The sequence below is a fragment of the Mesorhizobium album genome, from assembly GCF_033977205.1.
GTDB classification, from domain to species: domain Bacteria; phylum Pseudomonadota; class Alphaproteobacteria; order Rhizobiales; family Rhizobiaceae; genus Mesorhizobium; species Mesorhizobium album.
Map to the genome: position 1 here is coordinate 97,535 of NZ_JAVIIW010000013.1, position 17,620 is coordinate 115,154.

A 17,620-nucleotide genomic window follows, 5' to 3' on the forward strand; every position below is an offset into this window, starting at 1 on the left:
CGGGCGCAAAGATGTCGCGTTGCCGCAACCGTGGCGCCCGTGAGCGGGGCCATCGATCTGCTTGCAAAAGCCATGGTCTTATCCCACCTGACATCGGCTAACGCAAACCGAGGAGGCTTCCTTGCGAAAACTGATCGGCGTATTCGCCGCATGCCTTGCCCTGGGTGCCGGCGCCGCGGCGGCCGACGAGGTCGGTAAGGTCGGCGTCGACTGGGTCGGCAACGACATCATGATCGACGCCATCAAGGACCCGAAAGTGGACGGCGTCACCTGCCACGTCGCCTATTTCGATCGCAGCCTCATCGACCGGCTGCACAAGGGCAACTGGTTCGAGGATCCGTCCGATTCCTCGATCTCCTGCCGCCAGACCGGCCCGATCACCATCGGCGACATCGACATGAGCGAGAGCGGCGAGGAAGTGTTCAAGCAGGGCCTCAGCCTGATCTGGAAAAAGCAGGTGGTGAACCGCATCTACGACAAGAAGAATGAGACGCTGATCTATCTCTCGCATTCGCGCCAGGTGCAGAACGGCTCGGCGAAGATGTCGGTCACGACCGTGCCGCTTTATGGCCAGACCGTGAACTGGACGAAGGGCAAGCCACAATAGCGCCGGCCTGGGCGGATCATGGTCCCGCTTGCGGGACCAATCGCTCGGGCGTAAAGCCGCGCCATGGACCGTCCCGAACACCTTGTCCCGAAAGATCCCGAGCCGCGCATCCATCCGACCGCGGAGCTGAAGGCGTGCAAGCTCGGCCGCTATGCTGCAATCGGCGAACGGGTGATCCTGCGCGAGGTGACGGTCGGCGACTTTTCCTATTTCGAGCGGCATTCGGAAGCGATCTACACGACGATCGGCAAGTTCTGCTCGATCGCCGCCAATAGCCGCATCAATGCGCTCGAGCATCCGATCGAGCGGCTGACCCAGCACAAGGTCAGCTACCGGCCGAACGAGTATTTCCGCTGGCTTGGCGTCGACGCGGCATTTCGCGAACGCCGGCAAGCGAGGCCCGTGAACGTCGGCCACGATGTCTGGATAGGCCATGGCGCCGTCGTCATGCCTGGTGTGACGATCGGCAACGGCGCCGTCATCGGCGCCAATGCCGTGGTGACGCATGACGTGCCGCCTTACGCAATCGTCGCCGGCGTCCCGGCGAAGCCGCTGCGCCAGAGGTTCGCCGCTGCCATAGTGGCACGCATCGAGAGCCTCGCCTGGTGGGACTGGGCGCCGGAGAAGTTGGCAAAGGCCATTCCCGACATGCAATCCATGCCGATCGAGGCCTTCCTCGATCGCTGGGAAAACGAAGCGCCTTGATTCTCCACGATTTTCCGGAAGGCGGTGCCCCTTTCGCCATGCGGGGGTGGCCGGCGGAAGGGGCTGGAGTAAACCGCCGTGAAGCGGAAGGAGCAGGCTTTTTGACCTGCTGGGGCACTATGGCAACAATCGAATAAGGTGTTTCTTCGCGCGCCCACGCCTTTCGCGTGTATTTGATTGCGAAGTGCGTGAGGTGGAAAATTCGCACGTCGGGAACCGGAGGGGCCGGCGCATTGTTTCTCTCGAAATGCCGCGCTTGTGCGGTTTGTCGAGGGATGGATGATCGAGAAACTCTTCACCAAGGTTGCCAGTTGGGTGTCTCACCTTGCCGGCATGCCCCCAAGCTTCGCGGTCTGCGTGGCGATCGTTATCGTCTGGGCGCTGAGCGGCCCGGTTTTCGGTTTCTCGGATACCTGGCAACTGGTCATCAACACCGGCACCACCATCGTCACCTTCCTGATGGTATTCCTCATCCAGAACACGCAGAACCGGGATGGCGCCGCTATCCAGACCAAGCTCGACGAGCTGATCCGTGTCAGCCGCGCCCACAATCAGTTCATTGGCATCGAGCATCTGACGGAATCTGAGGTCGAGGAGATTCGCGCCAAATGCGAGGCGGCGGCAAAACGGCATGACCGAAAGGTTGCCGAAGAAGCCGCGAAGAAGGCCGTGGCGAGGAAGCACGGTCCCAAGAGGAAAGCCGCCTGAACGGACCTCCTCGTTTTGACGCAACTCCGGACGCAAAAGCTTTTCACACTTCCTGGAATTGCTTTAGCGGTTCATGAAGGCTGCGAATGCGTCCTTGTGGTCCGGATGCCAGCGTGACAGGGCGGGGCGGTTCTCGATGATGTCGCCGATCGCCCAGGCCATGCGTTTTTCATCCATGGGCCGCGCAACCTCGTTGTCCGGACACAGGATGTAGAAGTCGCCGCGTGTGAGCGATGCCAGCATGAAATCGATCACCTGCTCGCCCGTCCAGGCGCCGGCCGGCTTTTCCGTCGCGCCTTCGGTCAGGCCGGTATAGGTGAAGCCCGGTATCAAGAGGTGCGCCGAGACCTTTGCCCCAGGCTCGTTGCGCAGCGCATGCGCCAGACCCTCGGTGAATGTCTTCACGCCGGCCTTGGAGACGTTGTAGGCGAGATTGCCGGGCGGCGTGGTGATGCCTTGCTTGGAGCCGGTGTTGATGATCAGGCCGGGCCTGTCCGCGGCCAGCATGCGCGGCGCGAAGGCCTCGACGCCGTGCACGACGCCCCAGAAATTGATGTCCAGCAGCCGCTTCCAGGCGTCACGGTTTTCCCATGGCTTGCCCGGATTGTTGCCGACGCCGGCATTGTTCATCAGCACCGAGACCGCGCCGAAGGCGCCATAGGCCGCTTCCGCCAGCCGGTCGACCTGGTCGGCCTTGGAGACGTCGGTGGGAACCGTCAGAACAGCATCGTCGCCGCCGATCGCGGCGAGCGCCTGCCTGGCCTGGTCGAGGCGCGCGCCGCCGATATCGGCAAGCACCGTCTTCATGCCCATGGCCGCGAAGCGCTTGGCTGCGGCAAGGCCGATGCCGCTGGCTCCGCCGGTGATGACGGCGACATTGCCGGAGGCGAAGGCGGGCAGGGCGGTCTGGATTTCGGCGTCGGCGGTCATGGTCGATGTCCTTGTTCGAGGTCGAGCCGAACTTAACGCCGGCCGGAGCCGAGACAAGCCTCGATCGCCGCAATGTTGACCGCAACAGCGGCAATGGGTTGACCGCAGCAGCTTGCGCCGCGCATGCTGCCGGAAAAAGGAGTTCGGTATTGACCGACTGGATCGGAATCCTGAAAGAGCAGACCGCCACCGGCGAGCAGATGGGCCGCGATGTGCCGAAGATGCTTGCCAACCCCGAAATCAGCGAGGCGCAGGTCAAGACGCTGTTTTCGGCGCTGGAACAACAGGCGGACTTCGCCGAGAAACTGCGCTTGGCGCTGGAGAAGTTCGGGCATGACTTTCCCGTCATCAAGGCGGCGGAGCGGCTGGAAGAGCGCTATGCCGACCTTGCCGCTTCGGCGGCCGAGAAGCTGAAGGCGATGCGGAAGTAGGGCGGTTCGCAACTTCTGGACGGAAAACCGCTACGCACTTTTCCTGGAATTGCCCCGGCTATTTTTCGATCAGCCTTTCGAAGCGCTTGTCCGGCGCGAACCAGATGGTCGCAACCAGCACATAGATGGCCACGCCGATCCACTGGCTGACGAAGGTCAGCGCTATCCCGGCCAGATAGAGGGCCAGTGAAATCTTGCCCTTGCGGTCCTGGCCTAAGGCCCTGGCGAAGGTCGTCTCGGCGCCGTGCAGATGGCGCAGTTTGATGACCAGGATGTTGTAGGCAACGGCGCAAAGCGCCAGGTCGACGCCGTAGACGGCGACCGGCACCGGCGCGAAGTGGTTCTCGCCCATGAAGGCGGTGGTCACCGGCATCAGCGACAGCCAGAACAGAAGGTTGAGGTTCGCCCACAGTACACGGCCATCGACCCTCTGCACGGTGTGGAACATGTTGTGCAGGTTGTTCCAGTAGATGCCGACGTTCACGAAGGAGAGGACGTAGCTGAAGAAGATCGGCCAGAGCGGCGCCAGCGCGGCAAGGTCCTCGCCGTGCGGGACCTTCAGCTCCAGCACCATGATGGTGATGATGATGGCGACGACGCCGTCGGTGAACGCCTCGACCCTTCCCTTGCCCATGGTTCCTCCTTCGCAGGTCGGCAGACGTTACGGGAGGATTTCGCCCAAGGCCATACTGACAGAATTGTCAGGAGGGCGTTCGGAAAGCGGCGAGGCCAGCATTACATGGTTTGGACCTGCAACCGGCCGGAGGTTCTCATGACCTACGCTCAATCCATGACGCGCGACAATGAACTCGGCGGCGGCGTCGCAATGGTTGCCGTTGCCGCGATGATCGCGGCGCTCTTTGCCGGCAGCACGGCCCTGACGCCGCTCTATGTGATCTACAAGCAAGCCTTCGGCTTCTCGCAGATCACACTGACGCTGGTCTACGCCGTCTATGTGGTCGGCAATTTGGCGGCGCTCTTGTTTTTCGGACGATTGTCGGATGTCATCGGCCGCCGTCCGGCCGCTTTGGCGGCAATGAGCGTTGCCGTGGTCAGCGCCGCGTTCTTCCTGCTGGCGGAAAATGTCGCCTGGCTGGACATCGCCCGCATCCTCAGCGGCCTCGGCATCGGGGTAGGGGCGGGCACCGGCACCGCGTGGCTCGCCGAACTGATCGAAGGCGAGGACAAATCGCGTGCCGCCATCATTGCCACCAGCACCAACTTCCTCGGCCTTGGGGGCGGCGCGTTGCTGTCGGGGTTGCTTGCCGAATACGCGCCCTGGCCGCTCAGGCTGATCTTTACCGTCTATCTCGCCCTGCTCCTGCTGGTGACCTTGCTGATCTGGCGCACGCGAGAAACCGTGCCTGAAACCAGGCGGCTCGCCGAAATGCCGATGCGGCCGCGGCTTTCGGTTCAGGCCGGCATCCGCGCGCAATTCGTCGCCCCGGCGGTGACCGGCTTCGGCGCCATGGCGCTGGTCGGCTTCTACGCGGCGCTGGCGCCAAGCATCCTGGCGCAGCAGCTTCATGTCACCAGTCATGCGGAGGCCGGCGGTCTGTTCTTCGAGCTGTCGATTGTGGCGGCGGCGACGATCCTGGCGACCGCGCGGCTGTCCAGCCGCTTTACCATGCTCGCGGCGCTTGTCCTGATGATCCCGACCGTGGCGCTGATCGTCGCGGCGCAGGTCTTCGCCTCCGCGGCAACCATGATCATCGGCACGGCGCTGTGCGGCGTTGCCGCCGCGTTCGGCTATCGCGGCGGTCTGCAAGTGGTGAACCACATCGCACCGGCCGACCGCCGCGGCGAGGTGGTCTCGGCCTTCTTCGTCTGCTGCTTCTGCGGCAACGCGCTGCCGGTCATCGGCATCGGCGTGCTGTCGAGCTGGACGAGCGCGACCGTGGCAAGCCTGGCCTTTGCCGGCATGATCACGATCTTTGCGCTGGTAGCGCTGGGGTTCGGCGCCAAATACGCCCGGTGATTTGCCGTTCCAATCTGATGTCAGCCGTTCGGTGTCTCGGGCGCGAGACGGGCGCGCTGGCGCGGCACGCCGAGGCCGGTGTCCGGCGGTTCGCCGGCGGCAGGACGCCCCTCGATCGTTTGCATGGTCCGCCAACGGCCGAACCGATAGTAGGTGGCGGCCAGCAGCAGAGAGCTGATCGAGCCCGCCGGGAAGCTCCACCACAGCGCCTCCTGGCCGATGATGCTTCGGAAGGAATAGGCGAAGCCGGTGCGCACGATAAGCACCGATATGATCAGGATGACCAGCGGCGGCATGACAGCGCCTGTGGCGCGCACCGTGGCGAACAGCACGATGGTGACACCGAACAGGATGAAGGACCAGGACGCCACCTTGTTGATGTGGGCGGCGATGTCGATCGCCATGCTGTCGCCGCTCAGGAAAAGGCTGAGCACGGACCTGTCGAAGAGGAAAAGCAGCGCCACCAGTGCGCCGGTTAGCGCGAGGTTGAAGCCGACTCCCGAGGCGGCGACCTTGCCGATACGATCCCAGCGTCCGGCGCCGACATTTTGCGCCGCCATCGAGGAGACAGCGGCGCCGATGGCCAAAGCCGGCATCTGGATATACGTCCAGAGCTGCGCCGCAATGCCGTAGGCGGCCGCGACCTGCGAGCCGTAGGCGTTGACGATCCCCATCACGGTCAGCGCCGCGGCCGAGATGACGATCATCTGCAGGCCCATCGGAATGCCCTTGAAGACGACGATGCGCAAAAGCGCAGGGTCGGGCGTGAGCAGGGCGAGATCGCTGCCCGCCAGCCGCAGCGGATTCTTGCGTGCATAGAGCACGATCAGGATGGCGACCACGCTCACCGTCTGGCCGATCAGCGTCGCGGTGGCCGAACCGGCGATGCCGAGCTCGGGGAAGGGGCCGACGCCGCGAATGAGCAGCGGGTTCAGGACGACGTCGAGCACCACAGCCAGGGCCATGAAGACAAACGGCGTGCGCGAATCGCCGGCGCCGCGCAGCACCGTCATGACGAAGGACAAGAGGTTCATCATCGGCACGGCGACGAAGATGATGCGCAGATAGGCGCGCGCCAGCGGCAAGGCGTCGGCCGGCGTGCCGAGGCCGGCGAGAATGGCGTCGACCCAGATCCAGCCGCAGACAGCGAACACCACCGAGACGAGGAAGAAGAAGGTGGCGCTGGTGCCGACGATGCGCCGCGCCTCGGGAAGGTCGCGGGCGCCGACGGACTGCGCGACCAGGATGGTCGCCGCCATGCCGATGCCGAAGACCGTGCCGAGGATGAGGAACAGAACCAGATTGGCGTTGGAGGTCGCGGTCAGCGCCGCCTCGCCGAGGAAGCGTCCAACCCAGACGGCGTTGATCGAGCCGTTGAGCGACTGCAGCACGTTGGAGCCGAGCACGGGCAGGGCAAACAAAAGCAGCGTGCGGGGAATGGGGCCGCTGGTCAGATCGCTGGTCCGCCGGCGAGCGGGCTTGTCGTCATCCATGGCGGGCACCGAAAATGAATCAGGCCCGCGATGCTATCGCAGGCCTGATATGGATGCATCCCTTCCAGGCTGGGCCGGACGCTGGCGGTCAATGGCAGCGTCAGTTCGCGGCGAGGCTGCTTCCCGACAGGCCGGGCAGCGTAACCTGATAGACGAGGAAGGTGGTGTCGACATCGGCGCCGTCCTCGGCCTTGTAGGGCGCGCCGACCTGGAAGCCGTCCTGGGTCAGGAAGTCGTTGTCGTTGGCGACGAACAGAAAATAGTCGTCGGGCAGCTTCGGATCGAGCACGCTCGCCAGCGACATTGCTTCCCACTTCTCCGAGAGGTTGTTCTTGTCGTTCGGCGCGCCATTGTGCAGACCGAAGCGGCCGAGCTCGCCCTTGTCGTTGATGTCGATGAAGGCCGTCAGCTTCGCCGGCGTCACCGACGGGTCGAGCACGCCCTTCGGCGCGACCGGCTTGTCGGCGGCGTCGAACGGGCCGCCCGCGATGTCGGTGGCGGCGGAGAGGTCGACGACCTCGATTTTGCGATAGAGCGACTCGTCGCCCTTCACGCCCTGGCCGTTGCCGCTGTCTCGCGCCAGCATCAGGAAGCTCTTGTCGGACAGCGCCACGATCTCGCTCTGCGCGGCCACCTTGGTCTTGCCCTTGGCGTCCTTGAACACCGGCAGCGGCACGACATATTCGTGCGCCAGCTTGAGGTGGGCGAGGTCGGAGGCGTCATAGACCAGCGCGCGCGTGTTCTGGCGGGTCGAGCCGGAATCGCCGCCATCCTGGCGGGTCGCCGACTGCAGGACGGCGATCAGGAATTTGCCGTCCGGCGTCATCGACATGCCTTCGAGACCCTGGTTGTTCTGGCGGCCGGTCTCGGGATCCTTCGGATCGGGCTCGGCAGCGCCGGGGCCGGGATTGTCCGAAGCGAAGTTCGGCTTGCCGCGGCGCATCGGCACCAGGGCGGCCGGCGGCTGTGTTGCCGACATCAGGTGGCCGTCGGCCGAGAAGCGGTAAATATTCGGGCCGTATTCGTCGGAGATGAACATGGTGCCGTCGGGCAGGCGCACGATCGCCTCGTCGTCCAGCGAGAGCTTGCCGTTGTCGGCCTGCGGCAGCATCGGCATGTCGCCGGCGGCCTTACGCACGCCGTTCAACGGGTCGAGGCCGGTGGCGTCGGCGCCCTTGTCGTCGGTCAAGAGCCTCGTGTCGGCGAGCGTCGCTTTCAGGCCCGACTGTTCGTGTCCGGCGGCGGGCGCGGCGCCCGGGGCGGTCGGGGTCAGTTCGATCGCAACGGTGTTGAGGCGCGGGCGGTAGTCAGTGGTGCCGGCAACGTTGTAGCCGCGATCCGGCAGCAGCCAGAGCGAGCCCTTGTAGCCCGCGCCGTCACGCGCCCAGCTTTTGGTGTCGATCGCCATGCCCGAGCCCGAACCGAAGGTCTCGCCGAACTTGTCCTTCTGGCTGGCCGGAATGCGGCCGACTCCGACAAGCCCCTTGTTGACATAGGCGACGCCGTCGGCGAGCGCCGGGGTGAGGGCGGTGAACAGGGCCAGTGCCGCGCCGAGCACGACGGTTCGGTTGAGATGCTTCATGAAATATCCCCTTCTTGTCGAGCATGCCGGAGGCCAAAGCCTGAATGGGGGGCGGCATCCGGAGTGCGGCCACCTTTCCGACACGCGGTCTAGGACTTGAACGTGATGGTTGCGTGACAGAAGGGGTGCGCCCTATCCTTCTCCACAAGGGAGAAGGAGGCCGCTCAATCGCTCTCGCGCGCGACGAGCTCCAGCGGCCAGACTTCGCGCATGATGCGCGTGCCTTCAGGGCCGGCGAAGGCGGGGAGGGAGGCGAGCAGCATTTCGGCCAGCCGCCGGCCCATCGGTTCCAGTGATGGACGGAAGGCCGTCAGCGCCGGCGAGAAGTAGCGGCAAAGCGGCGTGTCGACGATGACGATCACCGCGATGTCGTGGCCGGGCCTGATGCCCATCTCGGCCAGCGCCTTGCAGCCGCCGAGCGCCATTGCGTCATTGTTGAAGATGATGGCTGTCGGCCGGTCCTTGGAGAGCATCACGCGCGGCGTCACCTGGTAGCCGCCGGCCTCGTTGATGAAGCCGTCGGCGATCAGGCCGGGGTCGACTTCGATGCCGTGCCGCTTCAGCGCCTTGCGGTAGCCGTCGAGGAACAGGTAGCCGAAGTTGAGATCAAGCGAAGGGCGGATGGCGGCAATGCGGCGGTGGCCGCGCGCGACCAGCCGGTCGACGGCTTCATCACCCGCCTTCTCGAAATCGATATCAAGCGAAGGATAGGTGTCGCCGCCGGACTGACTTCGGCCAAGCGTGGCAAAAGGAAAGCCGGCCTTGCTGAGATAGTCGATCCGATCGTCTTCCCGTCGTGTATTGGCCAACACGACCGCATCGGCCCGGCGCGTCTCAACCACGCGGCGCAGCCTCTCCTGCTGATATTGGCCGGGCTCACCCATGACGACCATCAGATCCAGGTCATACTCGGCGAGCCGCGCCTGCAGACCGGTCAGGAACGGGATGAAGAACGGCTCGCCATATTGCTGGTCGCCGGGATGCGGCTGCAGCATGAAAGCGATTGAACGGGTGGCGCCCTGGCGCAGGCTGCGGCCCGACTGGTTGGGCGAATAGTTCAGCTTCCTGGCTGCCTCAAGCACGCGCTGGCGCGTCTCCGCATTGACATCGGCGCGGCCGTTCAGCGCGCGGGACACGGTGCCGATCGAAATGTTCAGGTGACGCGCGAGATCGTGGATGCTGGACGCCAAAGCCGGTTCTCCCCCTGTCTTCGCTAGCACCGGCCGCCCTTCAGGCCAAGCAGTGGATGTCGATTTTCGCGAGCAGGTGATTGACATTCTACGCTATCGGGTGTGTTGTCGTAAACGTTTACGGAAAAACGTTTACGGTGACGTGGATGCCGTGACACTCGGCCTGGAGGGGCCGAGCGGAGGAGGAGCGCTGGATGATGAAGGTCGTCCTGGTCGGGTGCGGAGCTATGAGCAGGCAGTGGCTCGATGCCGCAAGGCGGATCGAGGGGCTGGCGATCGTCGGCCTCGTGGATCTCGATGCCGAGCGGGCGCAGGCGAGGGCTCGCGAATATGGGCTTGCCGCCGCCGTCATCGGCACCAGCGTTGACGCCGTTCTCGATGAGACAAAACCCGACGCCGTGTTCGACGTCGTGGTTCCCGCGGCCCGGCGCGAAGTCGCCTTCTCCGCCTTCGCCCACCATTGCCATCTGCTCACCGAAAAGCCGCTGGCCGACAGCCCGGACAACGCGCGGGCCATCATCGCGGCGGCGCGGCAGGCCGGGCGCGTCCATGCCGTCGTCCAGAACCGGCGCTATGTCGCGAATGTCAGGCGGATCCGGCGCTTCCTCGATTCCGGCGCCATCGGCAAGCCGACCAGCGTCCACGCCGACTTCTTCATCGCGCCGCATTTCGGCGGCTTTCGCGAGGAGATGGCGCATGTGCTGTTGCTCGACATGGCGATCCACACCTTCGACGCCGCGCGCTACATGGTCGCCGGCGAGCCGGCCAGCGTTTATTGCCAGGAATGGGAGCCGACCAGTTCCTGGTACCGACAGGGCTCGTCGGCCAGCGCCGTCTTCGACCTCGGCGGCGGCAAGGTCTTCACCTATGCCGGCTCCTGGTGCGCCGACGGCTTCCGCACCAGCTGGGAGGGCAGCTGGCGCATCGTCGCCGAGCGCGGCAGCCTGTTGTGGGACGGCCATGACGGCCTGAAGGCGGAGGTGGTTGCGTCCGGCCGTGACGGTATCATCGACAAGACCCAGCCGATCGAGGTGCCAGCGCTCGACCCGACCGACCGCGTCGGCGGACATCTCGGCATCATACAGGATTTCATGCGTGCGATCGAAACCGGCACCGAGCCGGAGACCCGCGGCGCCGACAACATCAAAAGCCTCGCCATGGTCTTCGGCGCGATCGAAAGCGCGGAGACCGGACGGCGCGTGGCGATCGCGACCCAGGAAGGATGACGATGCCAAACCCGCTTCTCGACATCAGGATCGGCACGATGGTGCGGGCCAATCTCGACGACCCGGCCGCCTATGTCAGGCAGATCCTGCCGCTTGGCTTCGAGAGCATCCAGCCCTTCTTCTGGCAGACGCTGGGGGATAAGGACCTGCCGCGGCTGGCCGGCGAGATCCGCGAGGCGATCGGCGATGCCGATGTGACGGTGTCGTCGATCGGCGTGTTCGGCAATCCGCTGGAAAGCGGCGATGTCGACCGCGGCGTGCTCAAGGCCTGGGAGACGATGATCGACAATGCGCATCTGTTCGGCACTTCCACGGTCAGCGGCTTCACCGGCCGCATCCGCGGCAAGCCGCTGACCGACAGCCTGCCGCGCTTCCGCGAGGTGTGGGGGCCGCTGGCCAGGCGCGCCGCCGACAGGGGCGTGCGCATCGCCTTCGAGAATTGCGCGATGGACGGCAACTGGGCGAGCGGCGATTGGAACATCGCCCACAATCCCGACGCCTGGGAGCTGATGTTCAACGAATTGCCCAACGACAATCTCGGCCTCGAATGGGAGCCCTGCCACCAGCTCGTCTATCTGATCGACCCGATCCCTCAGATCCGCAAATGGGCGCCGCGCATCTTCCACGTCCACGGCAAGGACGCGACCGTGCGCTGGGACGTGATCCGAGAGCATGGCGTGTTCGGCCGTCTGCCTTTCGTGCAGATGCGCACCCCGGGCTTCGGCGACAGCGACTGGACGCGGGTGATCAGCGAGTTGCGGCTCGCCGGCTACACGGGCGCCATCGACATCGAAGGCTGGCACGACCCGGTCTATCGCGGGGATCTCGAGATCACCGGCCAGGTGCGGGCGCTGGAATATCTGAAGCAGTGCAGGGGAGGAACGAGCTACCTGCCAAACCCGGTGTGAGGACACGGCCGGCGGGAGGAGCCGGCCGACCAGATCAATTCGAAAACCCTCTGTTGCGAGGGACAAAAGGGAGGAACGTGCATGAGCATCACGACCAGAAGGACTGTTCTGCGCTCGACCGTCGTGGCGGCTGCCGCGGCGCTCTGCGCCTCGATCTCCAGCTTGCCGGCGCTCGCGCTGGACGGCCAATGGTGCAAGGACGTCCATATCCGCTTCTTCGTCGGCGGCGCCGAGGGCGACGCCTTCGGCACCATCGTCTACAATGGCGCCAAGCAGGCGGCTGCCGATCTCGGGCCGAAGGTCGACTACATCTTCTCCCAATGGGATGTCGAGAAGATGGTCCAGCAATTGCGCGAGGCGGTCGCGGTCAAGCCCCAGGGCATCGCCATGATGGGCCATCCGGGCGACGCTGCGATCATGCCGCTGGCCGAGCAGGCGCATAAGGACGGCATCAAGATGATGTACCAGAACGTGCCGGTGCCGAAAGTGGTGGCGGCGTTCGGCGGCGGCTATGTCGGCGCCCAGCAGGAGCAGCAGGGCCGCGCGCTCGGCGTCGAGGCGTTCAAGCTCGGCAAGCTCAAGGCCGGCGACAAGGCGATCATGATCGGTCCGTTCGAGAACGAGAACCGAGGCGCGCGCGAGCGCGGCACGGTGGCGGCCTTGAAGGAAGCCGGTGTCGAGGTGATCCAGCTCTCCTCGCCGCCGAGCGGCGAGTGGGCGTCCGATCCGAACCTCGCCATTCCGGTGATCACCGCGGCGCTGCTCAACCACCCTGATGTCAAGGCGGTCGGCTATCCTGGCGGACAGATGCTCGGCAACGTCGCCACCTACATGCAGGCGGCAGGCCGCAAGCCGGGCGACATCTTTAATTTCGGCTTCGATACCAGCCCGCAGATCGTCGAAGGGTTCAAGGGCGGCTGGGTGCAGCTGACGGCCGACCAGCAGCCGTTCCTGCAGGGCTATTTGCCGATCCTCAGCCTCTGCCAGCAGGTGGTGCTGGGGCTGGCGCCGATGAATGTCGACACCGGCGCCGGCTTCGTCACGCCGCAGAACTACGAGATTGTTTCCGAGCTGGCCAAGCAGGCGCTGCGTTAACCTCCCAGGCGGCCGGCCGGGACTACGCCCGGCCGGCCGGATCGCCGGCAAGCGGTCGGCAGGCAGACAATTCAAGCGAGGATCGCATGGGCGAACGCATCATCGAACTGCGCGACATCAAGAAATCCTATGGCCAGGTCTATGCACTAGGCGGCGTCAACCTGAGCGTTGATCGCGGCGAGGTGGTCGGCCTGATCGGCGACAACGGCGCCGGCAAGTCGACGCTGATCAAGATCCTGTCCGGCGTGGTCAAGCCGACCAGCGGCGAGATCCTCGTGCGCGGCAAGCCGGTGACCGGATGGAGTGCCGCCCGCTCGCGCGACGCCGGCATCGAAACGGTGTTCCAGGACCGGGCCTTGGCCGTCCAGCAGACGATCGTGCGCAACATCTTCATGGGCCGCGAGCTCACCGGCTTTCTCGGTTGGCTGAAGGTCAACAAGGAGATCGAGGAAGCGAGCCGGCTGATGCGCGAAATCGGCTTCACCTCGAAAGTGTTCACGCCGCAGTCGATCGTCGGCCAGCTTTCCGGCGGCGAGCGCCAGGGGGTGGCGATCGCGCGCGCCATCTACAAGCAGGCGGAACTGATTATCCTCGACGAGCCGACGACGGCGCTGTCCTTGACCGAGACCGCCAAGGTCTTCCATTTCGTGCGCCAAGTGCGGGCGAGCGGCCGGTCGATCCTGTTCATCGGCCACAACATCCATCACGTGTTCGACATCGCCGATCGTTTCGTCGTGCTCGACCGAGGCAAGGTGGCGCTGACGGCCGACCGCAGCGAGGTCAAGTCGGCCGAGGACCTCATCAACTTCATGGAAGACATCGCGCATCCCGGAGGCTTGCCGGGACTGCACGAGGCAGGCGGAGCGGAGCAGAGAGCGTGATGAGCAAGGCCATGGAACCCGATCTGCAAACTCCTTTGGGAAGGGCAAGCGGCCAAATAGCCAAGGAGTCAGGGAAGGAATGGAGCCATCCCTCCGACAATTGGCTGCGCGGCTTTGTCCTCGACAACCGCGCGGCCCTCGGCACGCTTGCGGTGTTCGTCGTCATGATGGCGGTGTTCATGATCGCCAACCCGACCGTCTTCACCACCTGGTATCTTTACAGCTCGGTGCTGACGACGCTCCCCGTTGCGCTGTTCGTGGTCGTGCCGTTGGTTTTCGTCGTCACCTGCGGCGAGATCGACCTGTCGTTCCCCGCGACGATGGGCTTCGCATCATGGGTCTTCGCGATCGTCGTGCAGGCCGGCTACGATCCGTTCCTCGGCATTGTGGCCGCATTGGTCACCGGTACGCTGCTCGGCTTCCTTGTTGGGTCGCTGGTCGTCTATGGCGGGCTGTCGTCGCTGATCGCCACGCTCGGCATGAACTTCTTGTTGCGCGGCCTGATCCAGATCATCAACGAGGGCAAGTCGACGGCGCTGACAAGCCTTGCCGACAGCCGGGCCTACGCGATCTTCTCAAGCCAGATCTTCGGCATTCCGGTGCAGATCTTCTGGGCGATCGCCTTCGTCGTCTTTTCGGCGCTGCTCTACAATCGCCACCGCTTCGGCGCGCAGGTAAAGGTGGTCGGCGACAATCCCGACAGCGCCAAGCAGATGGGCATTGATGTCAAGCGCGTGCGGGTGAAAGTGTTCGTCTTCGTCGGCATCGGGGCGGCGATCGCCGGCACCTTCTCGGTGATGATCAACTTCACCTGGTGGCCGACGGCGGGCGACGGTTATCTGCTGCCGGTGCTGGCGTCGGTGTTCGTCGGCGGCACGCCCACCTGGGGCGGCATCGGCACGGTGGTCGGCGGCGCGATCGGCGCGGTGACCGTCTCCTTCATCCAGACCGGCGTGGTGGCGGCGGGCCTCAGCGGCTTTTACGTCCAGTTCTTCAACGGGCTGATCATCATCCTGTCGCTGCTCGGCCACAAATGGAACCAGGCGCGGTATCGGTGAGGAGCCGTGGTCGGAGACGGCCGTTTCGTCGTCGGCCGCTCAAACGCTGGTGACAAACCCGTCCAGCACGCGTTTCTGGCCGGCCTTGTCGAAGTCGATGGTGAGCTTGTTGCCGTCGATGGCCGCGATGTTGCCGTTGCCGAATTTCTGGTGGAACACGCGGTCGCCGAGCTTGAAGGCGGACGGCGTGTCGGCGACCGACTTGGCGACCAGCTCGCCCTCGATGGTGCGGCCCTTCACCGAGGTGCGGCCGGCGCCGTAGCCGCTGTCGGTCTCGCCATAGCCGATACGCTCGACCTGATGGCCGGAGCGCGTGCCCCAGTTGCGGTCGGTGGCCTCGGTGCGGTTCGCCTGCGCGCGCTGCCAGCCGGGCGTGGCATAGGTGTTGGAGAAGCTGCCCTGATCCTTGGCGCCGATATTGTCGAAGCGCGACGCGCCATAGGGGTTCTGCCGGCCACCGCCTCGGCCCGAGGCGAAAGCGCCGCCGCCGTACGGATTGCCGTAGCCGCCATAGGAATTGCCGCCGTCGGCGACGTCGACATGGGTTTCCGGCAGTTCGTCGAGGAAGCGCGACGGGATCGTCGACTGCCACAGGCCATGGATCAGTCGGTTGGAGACGAACCAGATATGCAGGTTCTTTTTCGCCCGCGTCAGGCCGACATAGGCGAGGCGGCGTTCTTCCTCCAGGCCTGAGCGGCCGCCTTCGTCCAGCGCGCGCTGATGGGGAAAGAGGCCCTCCTCCCAGCCGGGCAGGAAGACGGTCTCGAATTCGAGGCCCTTGGCCGAGTGCAGCGTCATGATCGACACCGCGTCGAGCGACTCGCCTTGCTCGGCCTCCATGACCAGCGCGACATGCTCGAGGAAGGCGCGCAGCGACTCGTACTCCTCCATGGAGCGGATCAGCTCCTTGAGGTTCTCTAGCCGCCCGGGCGCTTCCGCCGAGCGGTCGTTCTTCCACATGTCGGTGTAGCCGCTCTCCTCAAGGATGGTCTCGGCGAGCTCGGTGTGGGGCGTGGTTTCCAGCGCCTTCTGCCAGCGCTCGAAATTGGCCGCGACCTCACGGAGCGCGGCGCGCGGCTTCGGCTTCAGCTCATCGCTTTCGGCAAGCCTGGCCGCGGCCTCCAGCATCGGGATTTGCATGGCGCGGGCCGTGTCGTGGATCTGGCGGATGGTGGCTTCGCCGAGCCCGCGCTTCGGCACGTTGACGATGCGCTCGAAGGCGAGGTCGTCGCCGCTGTTGGAAACGACGCGGAAGAAGGCCAGCGCATCGCGGATTTCCAGCCGCTCGTAGAAGCGCGGACCGCCGATGACGCGATAGTTGAGCCCAAGCGTGATGAAGCGGTCTTCGAAGGCGCGCATCTGGAAGGACGCGCGCACCAGGATCGCCATGTCGTTGAGATTGTGCTTCTGGCGCTGATAGGCCTCGATGGCCTCACCGACGGCGCGCGCCTCTTCCTCCGAGTCCCAGGCGGCATGGACATGCACCTTGTCGTCCTCGGGGTCGTCGCGGTCGGTAAACAGGGTCTTGCCGAAGCGGCCTTCATTATGGGCGATGAGATGCGAGGCAGCGCCGAGGATGTGCGCGGTGGAGCGGTAGTTGCGCTCCAGCCGGATGATGGTGGCGCCCGGAAAATCCTTGTCGAAGCGCAGGATGTTGTCGACCTCGGCGCCGCGCCAGCCATAGATCGACTGGTCGTCGTCGCCGACGCAGCAAATATTCACGCTCACGGGCTGTTCCGCGCCTGCCGGCGCGGGCCCTCCGTGGGGGCCTCGCAACGGCTCGGACGCCCGGTCGGGCTTGCGGCCTTCGGCCGAACGCGAATCCGCCGACGCTGAAGCTCGGCCACCATTGGGGCGCTGCGCCAACAAGCGCAGCCACATGTACTGCGCGGTGTTGGTGTCCTGGTACTCGTCGACCAGGATGTATTTGAACTTGCGGTGATAGTCCTTCAGCACGTCCGGATAGGCGCGGAAGATGCGGATCGGGTGGTAGAGCAGATCGCCGAAATCGCAGGTGTTCAGCGTCTGCAGCCGCTCCTGATAGGCCTTGTAAAGCTGGCGGCCCTTGCCGTTGCCGAAGCTGCGCGCATCGCCTTCCGGAATCTCGTCGGGGCCGAGGCCCTTGTTCTTCCAGTTGTCGATCATCTGCGCGAACTGCTTGGCCGGCCAGCGCTTGTCGTCCAGATTTTCGGCCTGGATCAGCTGCTTGATCAGCCGTACCACGTCGTCGGTGTCGAGGATGGTGAAGTCGGATTTCAGCCCGGCAAGCTCGGCATGGCGGCGCAAGAGCTTGACGCCGATCGAGTGGAAGGTGCCGAGCCACGGCATGCCTTCGACGTTGCCTTCGCCGATCAGCAGGCCGATGCGCTGCTTCATCTCGCGCGCGGCCTTGTTGGTGAAGGTGACGGCGAGGATCTGCGAGGGGAAGGCCCTGCCGGTGGCGAGGATGTGGGCGATGCGCGTGGTCAAAACCCGCGTCTTGCCGGTGCCGGCGCCGGCCAGCACCAGAACCGGGCCCTCGGTTGTTTCGACCGCTAGCCGCTGCTCGGGATTGAGTCCCTTCAGATAGTCGGGCGCGCTGTTTTGGGTGCTGCGGGCCGCCATGGCGCGCGCGGCAATGCCGGACGGGGCCGCGGGCCGCGCATTCGGTTCGTCAAAGAAGGGCATGTCTTCCGAAAAGCCGGACATCGCTCCCGAATGTAGTGATTCGGCAGCGAAAGGCCAGAAGCGTCTACGTTTTGTTCCATTTTTGCGCTGCTCCGGTTCGCTTGACAGGGACGGCCGGGGAGGGAAAGCTGCCGGTGGGGCAGGGACGGCACGCCGTTGCC

16 protein-coding genes are annotated in these 17,620 nt (G+C 64.9%); 10 read left to right on the forward strand and 6 right to left on the reverse strand.

What is annotated here, in order from left to right; genetic code table 11:
- Nucleotides 1-121 precede the first annotated feature (121 nt).
- The 3 genes from RFN28_RS13490 to RFN28_RS13500 all read left to right on the forward strand — a co-directional run bounded on the left by RFN28_RS13490 (nt 122) and on the right by RFN28_RS13500 (nt 2,020).
- Complete coding sequence (locus tag RFN28_RS13490; protein WP_320287820.1) at nt 122-607, forward strand: CreA family protein; 486 nt, start codon at nt 122-124, stop codon at nt 605-607.
- 63 nt (nt 608-670) lie between these two features.
- Nucleotides 671-1,312, forward strand: a complete 642-nt coding sequence (locus tag RFN28_RS13495) for a DapH/DapD/GlmU-related protein (protein ID WP_320287821.1) — start codon at nt 671-673, stop codon at nt 1,310-1,312.
- Between the two features lie 279 nt (nt 1,313-1,591).
- A complete protein-coding gene (locus RFN28_RS13500) occupies nt 1,592-2,020 on the forward strand; it encodes a low affinity iron permease family protein (protein WP_320287822.1) in 429 nt (142 codons plus the stop codon).
- 63 nt (nt 2,021-2,083) lie between these two features.
- Here RFN28_RS13500 and RFN28_RS13505 read toward each other — a convergent pair whose 3' ends face one another.
- Nucleotides 2,084-2,950, reverse strand: a complete 867-nt coding sequence (locus tag RFN28_RS13505; RefSeq protein WP_320287823.1) for an SDR family NAD(P)-dependent oxidoreductase — start codon at nt 2,948-2,950, stop codon at nt 2,084-2,086.
- Between the two features lie 149 nt (nt 2,951-3,099).
- On the opposite strand from RFN28_RS13505, the gene RFN28_RS13510 reads away from it, so the two are divergent.
- The gene (locus RFN28_RS13510) at nt 3,100-3,381 is read left to right on the forward strand and encodes a hypothetical protein (RefSeq protein ID WP_320287824.1); all 282 of its coding nucleotides are present in this window, start codon (nt 3,100-3,102) and stop codon (nt 3,379-3,381) included.
- 58 nt (nt 3,382-3,439) lie between these two features.
- Here the strand turns inward: RFN28_RS13510 and RFN28_RS13515 are convergent, their stop codons facing one another.
- Nucleotides 3,440-4,015: a TMEM175 family protein gene (locus RFN28_RS13515; RefSeq protein WP_320287825.1), complete on the reverse strand. Its 576-nt coding sequence runs from the start codon at nt 4,013-4,015 to the stop codon at nt 3,440-3,442.
- Between the two features lie 138 nt (nt 4,016-4,153).
- Here RFN28_RS13515 and RFN28_RS13520 point away from each other — a divergent pair, with 138 nt between their 5' ends.
- Nucleotides 4,154-5,359, forward strand: a complete 1,206-nt coding sequence (locus tag RFN28_RS13520) for an MFS transporter (protein ID WP_320287826.1) — start codon at nt 4,154-4,156, stop codon at nt 5,357-5,359.
- A gap of 20 nt (nt 5,360-5,379) precedes the next feature.
- On the opposite strand, the gene RFN28_RS13525 is transcribed toward RFN28_RS13520, so the two are convergent.
- From RFN28_RS13525 to RFN28_RS13535, 3 genes are all read right to left on the reverse strand, one after another.
- Nucleotides 5,380-6,852 carry an MATE family efflux transporter gene (locus RFN28_RS13525; RefSeq protein WP_320287827.1) on the reverse strand — a complete coding sequence of 491 codons (1,473 nt, stop codon included), beginning with the start codon at nt 6,850-6,852 and terminating at the stop codon, nt 5,380-5,382.
- Between the two features lie 100 nt (nt 6,853-6,952).
- Nucleotides 6,953-8,434, reverse strand: a complete 1,482-nt coding sequence (locus RFN28_RS13530) for an esterase-like activity of phytase family protein (RefSeq protein WP_320287828.1) — start codon at nt 8,432-8,434, stop codon at nt 6,953-6,955.
- Between the two features lie 164 nt (nt 8,435-8,598).
- A complete protein-coding gene (locus RFN28_RS13535; RefSeq protein ID WP_320287829.1) occupies nt 8,599-9,624 on the reverse strand; it encodes a LacI family DNA-binding transcriptional regulator in 1,026 nt (341 codons plus the stop codon).
- A 194-nt stretch (nt 9,625-9,818) separates the two neighbouring features.
- Here RFN28_RS13535 and RFN28_RS13540 point away from each other — a divergent pair, with 194 nt between their 5' ends.
- The 5 genes from RFN28_RS13540 (at nt 9,819) to RFN28_RS13560 (ending at nt 14,792) form a co-directional block, all read left to right on the forward strand.
- Nucleotides 9,819-10,850, forward strand: a complete 1,032-nt coding sequence (locus tag RFN28_RS13540) for a Gfo/Idh/MocA family protein (RefSeq protein WP_320287830.1) — start codon at nt 9,819-9,821, stop codon at nt 10,848-10,850.
- 2 nt (nt 10,851-10,852) lie between these two features.
- Nucleotides 10,853-11,758 carry a sugar phosphate isomerase/epimerase family protein gene (locus RFN28_RS13545; protein WP_320287831.1) on the forward strand — a complete coding sequence of 302 codons (906 nt, stop codon included), beginning with the start codon at nt 10,853-10,855 and terminating at the stop codon, nt 11,756-11,758.
- A gap of 81 nt (nt 11,759-11,839) precedes the next feature.
- Entirely contained in the window at nt 11,840-12,853 is a 1,014-nt protein-coding gene (locus RFN28_RS13550; RefSeq protein WP_320287832.1) for a substrate-binding domain-containing protein, read from the forward strand.
- 86 nt (nt 12,854-12,939) lie between these two features.
- The gene (locus RFN28_RS13555) at nt 12,940-13,734 is read left to right on the forward strand and encodes an ATP-binding cassette domain-containing protein (RefSeq protein ID WP_320287833.1); all 795 of its coding nucleotides are present in this window, start codon (nt 12,940-12,942) and stop codon (nt 13,732-13,734) included.
- Entirely contained in the window at nt 13,734-14,792 is a 1,059-nt protein-coding gene (locus RFN28_RS13560; RefSeq protein WP_320287834.1) for an ABC transporter permease, read from the forward strand. Before RFN28_RS13555 ends, RFN28_RS13560 begins: the two co-directional genes overlap by 1 nt.
- A 39-nt stretch (nt 14,793-14,831) precedes the next feature.
- Here RFN28_RS13560 and RFN28_RS13565 read toward each other — a convergent pair whose 3' ends face one another.
- Nucleotides 14,832-17,480 carry an ATP-dependent helicase gene (locus RFN28_RS13565; protein ID WP_320287835.1) on the reverse strand — a complete coding sequence of 883 codons (2,649 nt, stop codon included), beginning with the start codon at nt 17,478-17,480 and terminating at the stop codon, nt 14,832-14,834.
- Between the last annotated feature and the right edge of the window lie 140 nt (nt 17,481-17,620).

Excerpts from the sequence above, each read along its gene's own strand:
- RFN28_RS13495 (WP_320287821.1), top strand. The coding sequence starts at position 671 with ATGGACCGTCCCGAACACCTTGTCCCGAAAGATCCCGAGCCGCGCATC.
- RFN28_RS13500 (WP_320287822.1), top strand. The coding sequence starts at position 1,592 with ATGATCGAGAAACTCTTCACCAAGGTTGCCAGTTGGGTGTCTCACCTT.
- RFN28_RS13505 (WP_320287823.1), bottom strand. The coding sequence starts at position 2,950 with ATGACCGCCGACGCCGAAATCCAGACCGCCCTGCCCGCCTTCGCCTCC.
- RFN28_RS13515 (WP_320287825.1), bottom strand. The coding sequence starts at position 4,015 with ATGGGCAAGGGAAGGGTCGAGGCGTTCACCGACGGCGTCGTCGCCATC.
- RFN28_RS13520 (WP_320287826.1), top strand. The coding sequence starts at position 4,154 with ATGACCTACGCTCAATCCATGACGCGCGACAATGAACTCGGCGGCGGC.
- RFN28_RS13525 (WP_320287827.1), bottom strand. The coding sequence starts at position 6,852 with ATGGATGACGACAAGCCCGCTCGCCGGCGGACCAGCGATCTGACCAGC.
- RFN28_RS13530 (WP_320287828.1), bottom strand. The coding sequence starts at position 8,434 with ATGAAGCATCTCAACCGAACCGTCGTGCTCGGCGCGGCACTGGCCCTG.
- RFN28_RS13540 (WP_320287830.1), top strand. The coding sequence starts at position 9,819 with ATGATGAAGGTCGTCCTGGTCGGGTGCGGAGCTATGAGCAGGCAGTGG.
- RFN28_RS13545 (WP_320287831.1), top strand. The coding sequence starts at position 10,853 with ATGCCAAACCCGCTTCTCGACATCAGGATCGGCACGATGGTGCGGGCC.
- RFN28_RS13550 (WP_320287832.1), top strand. The coding sequence starts at position 11,840 with ATGAGCATCACGACCAGAAGGACTGTTCTGCGCTCGACCGTCGTGGCG.
- RFN28_RS13555 (WP_320287833.1), top strand. The coding sequence starts at position 12,940 with ATGGGCGAACGCATCATCGAACTGCGCGACATCAAGAAATCCTATGGC.
- RFN28_RS13560 (WP_320287834.1), top strand. The coding sequence starts at position 13,734 with ATGAGCAAGGCCATGGAACCCGATCTGCAAACTCCTTTGGGAAGGGCA.
- RFN28_RS13565 (WP_320287835.1), bottom strand. The coding sequence starts at position 17,480 with ATGTCCGGCTTTTCGGAAGACATGCCCTTCTTTGACGAACCGAATGCG.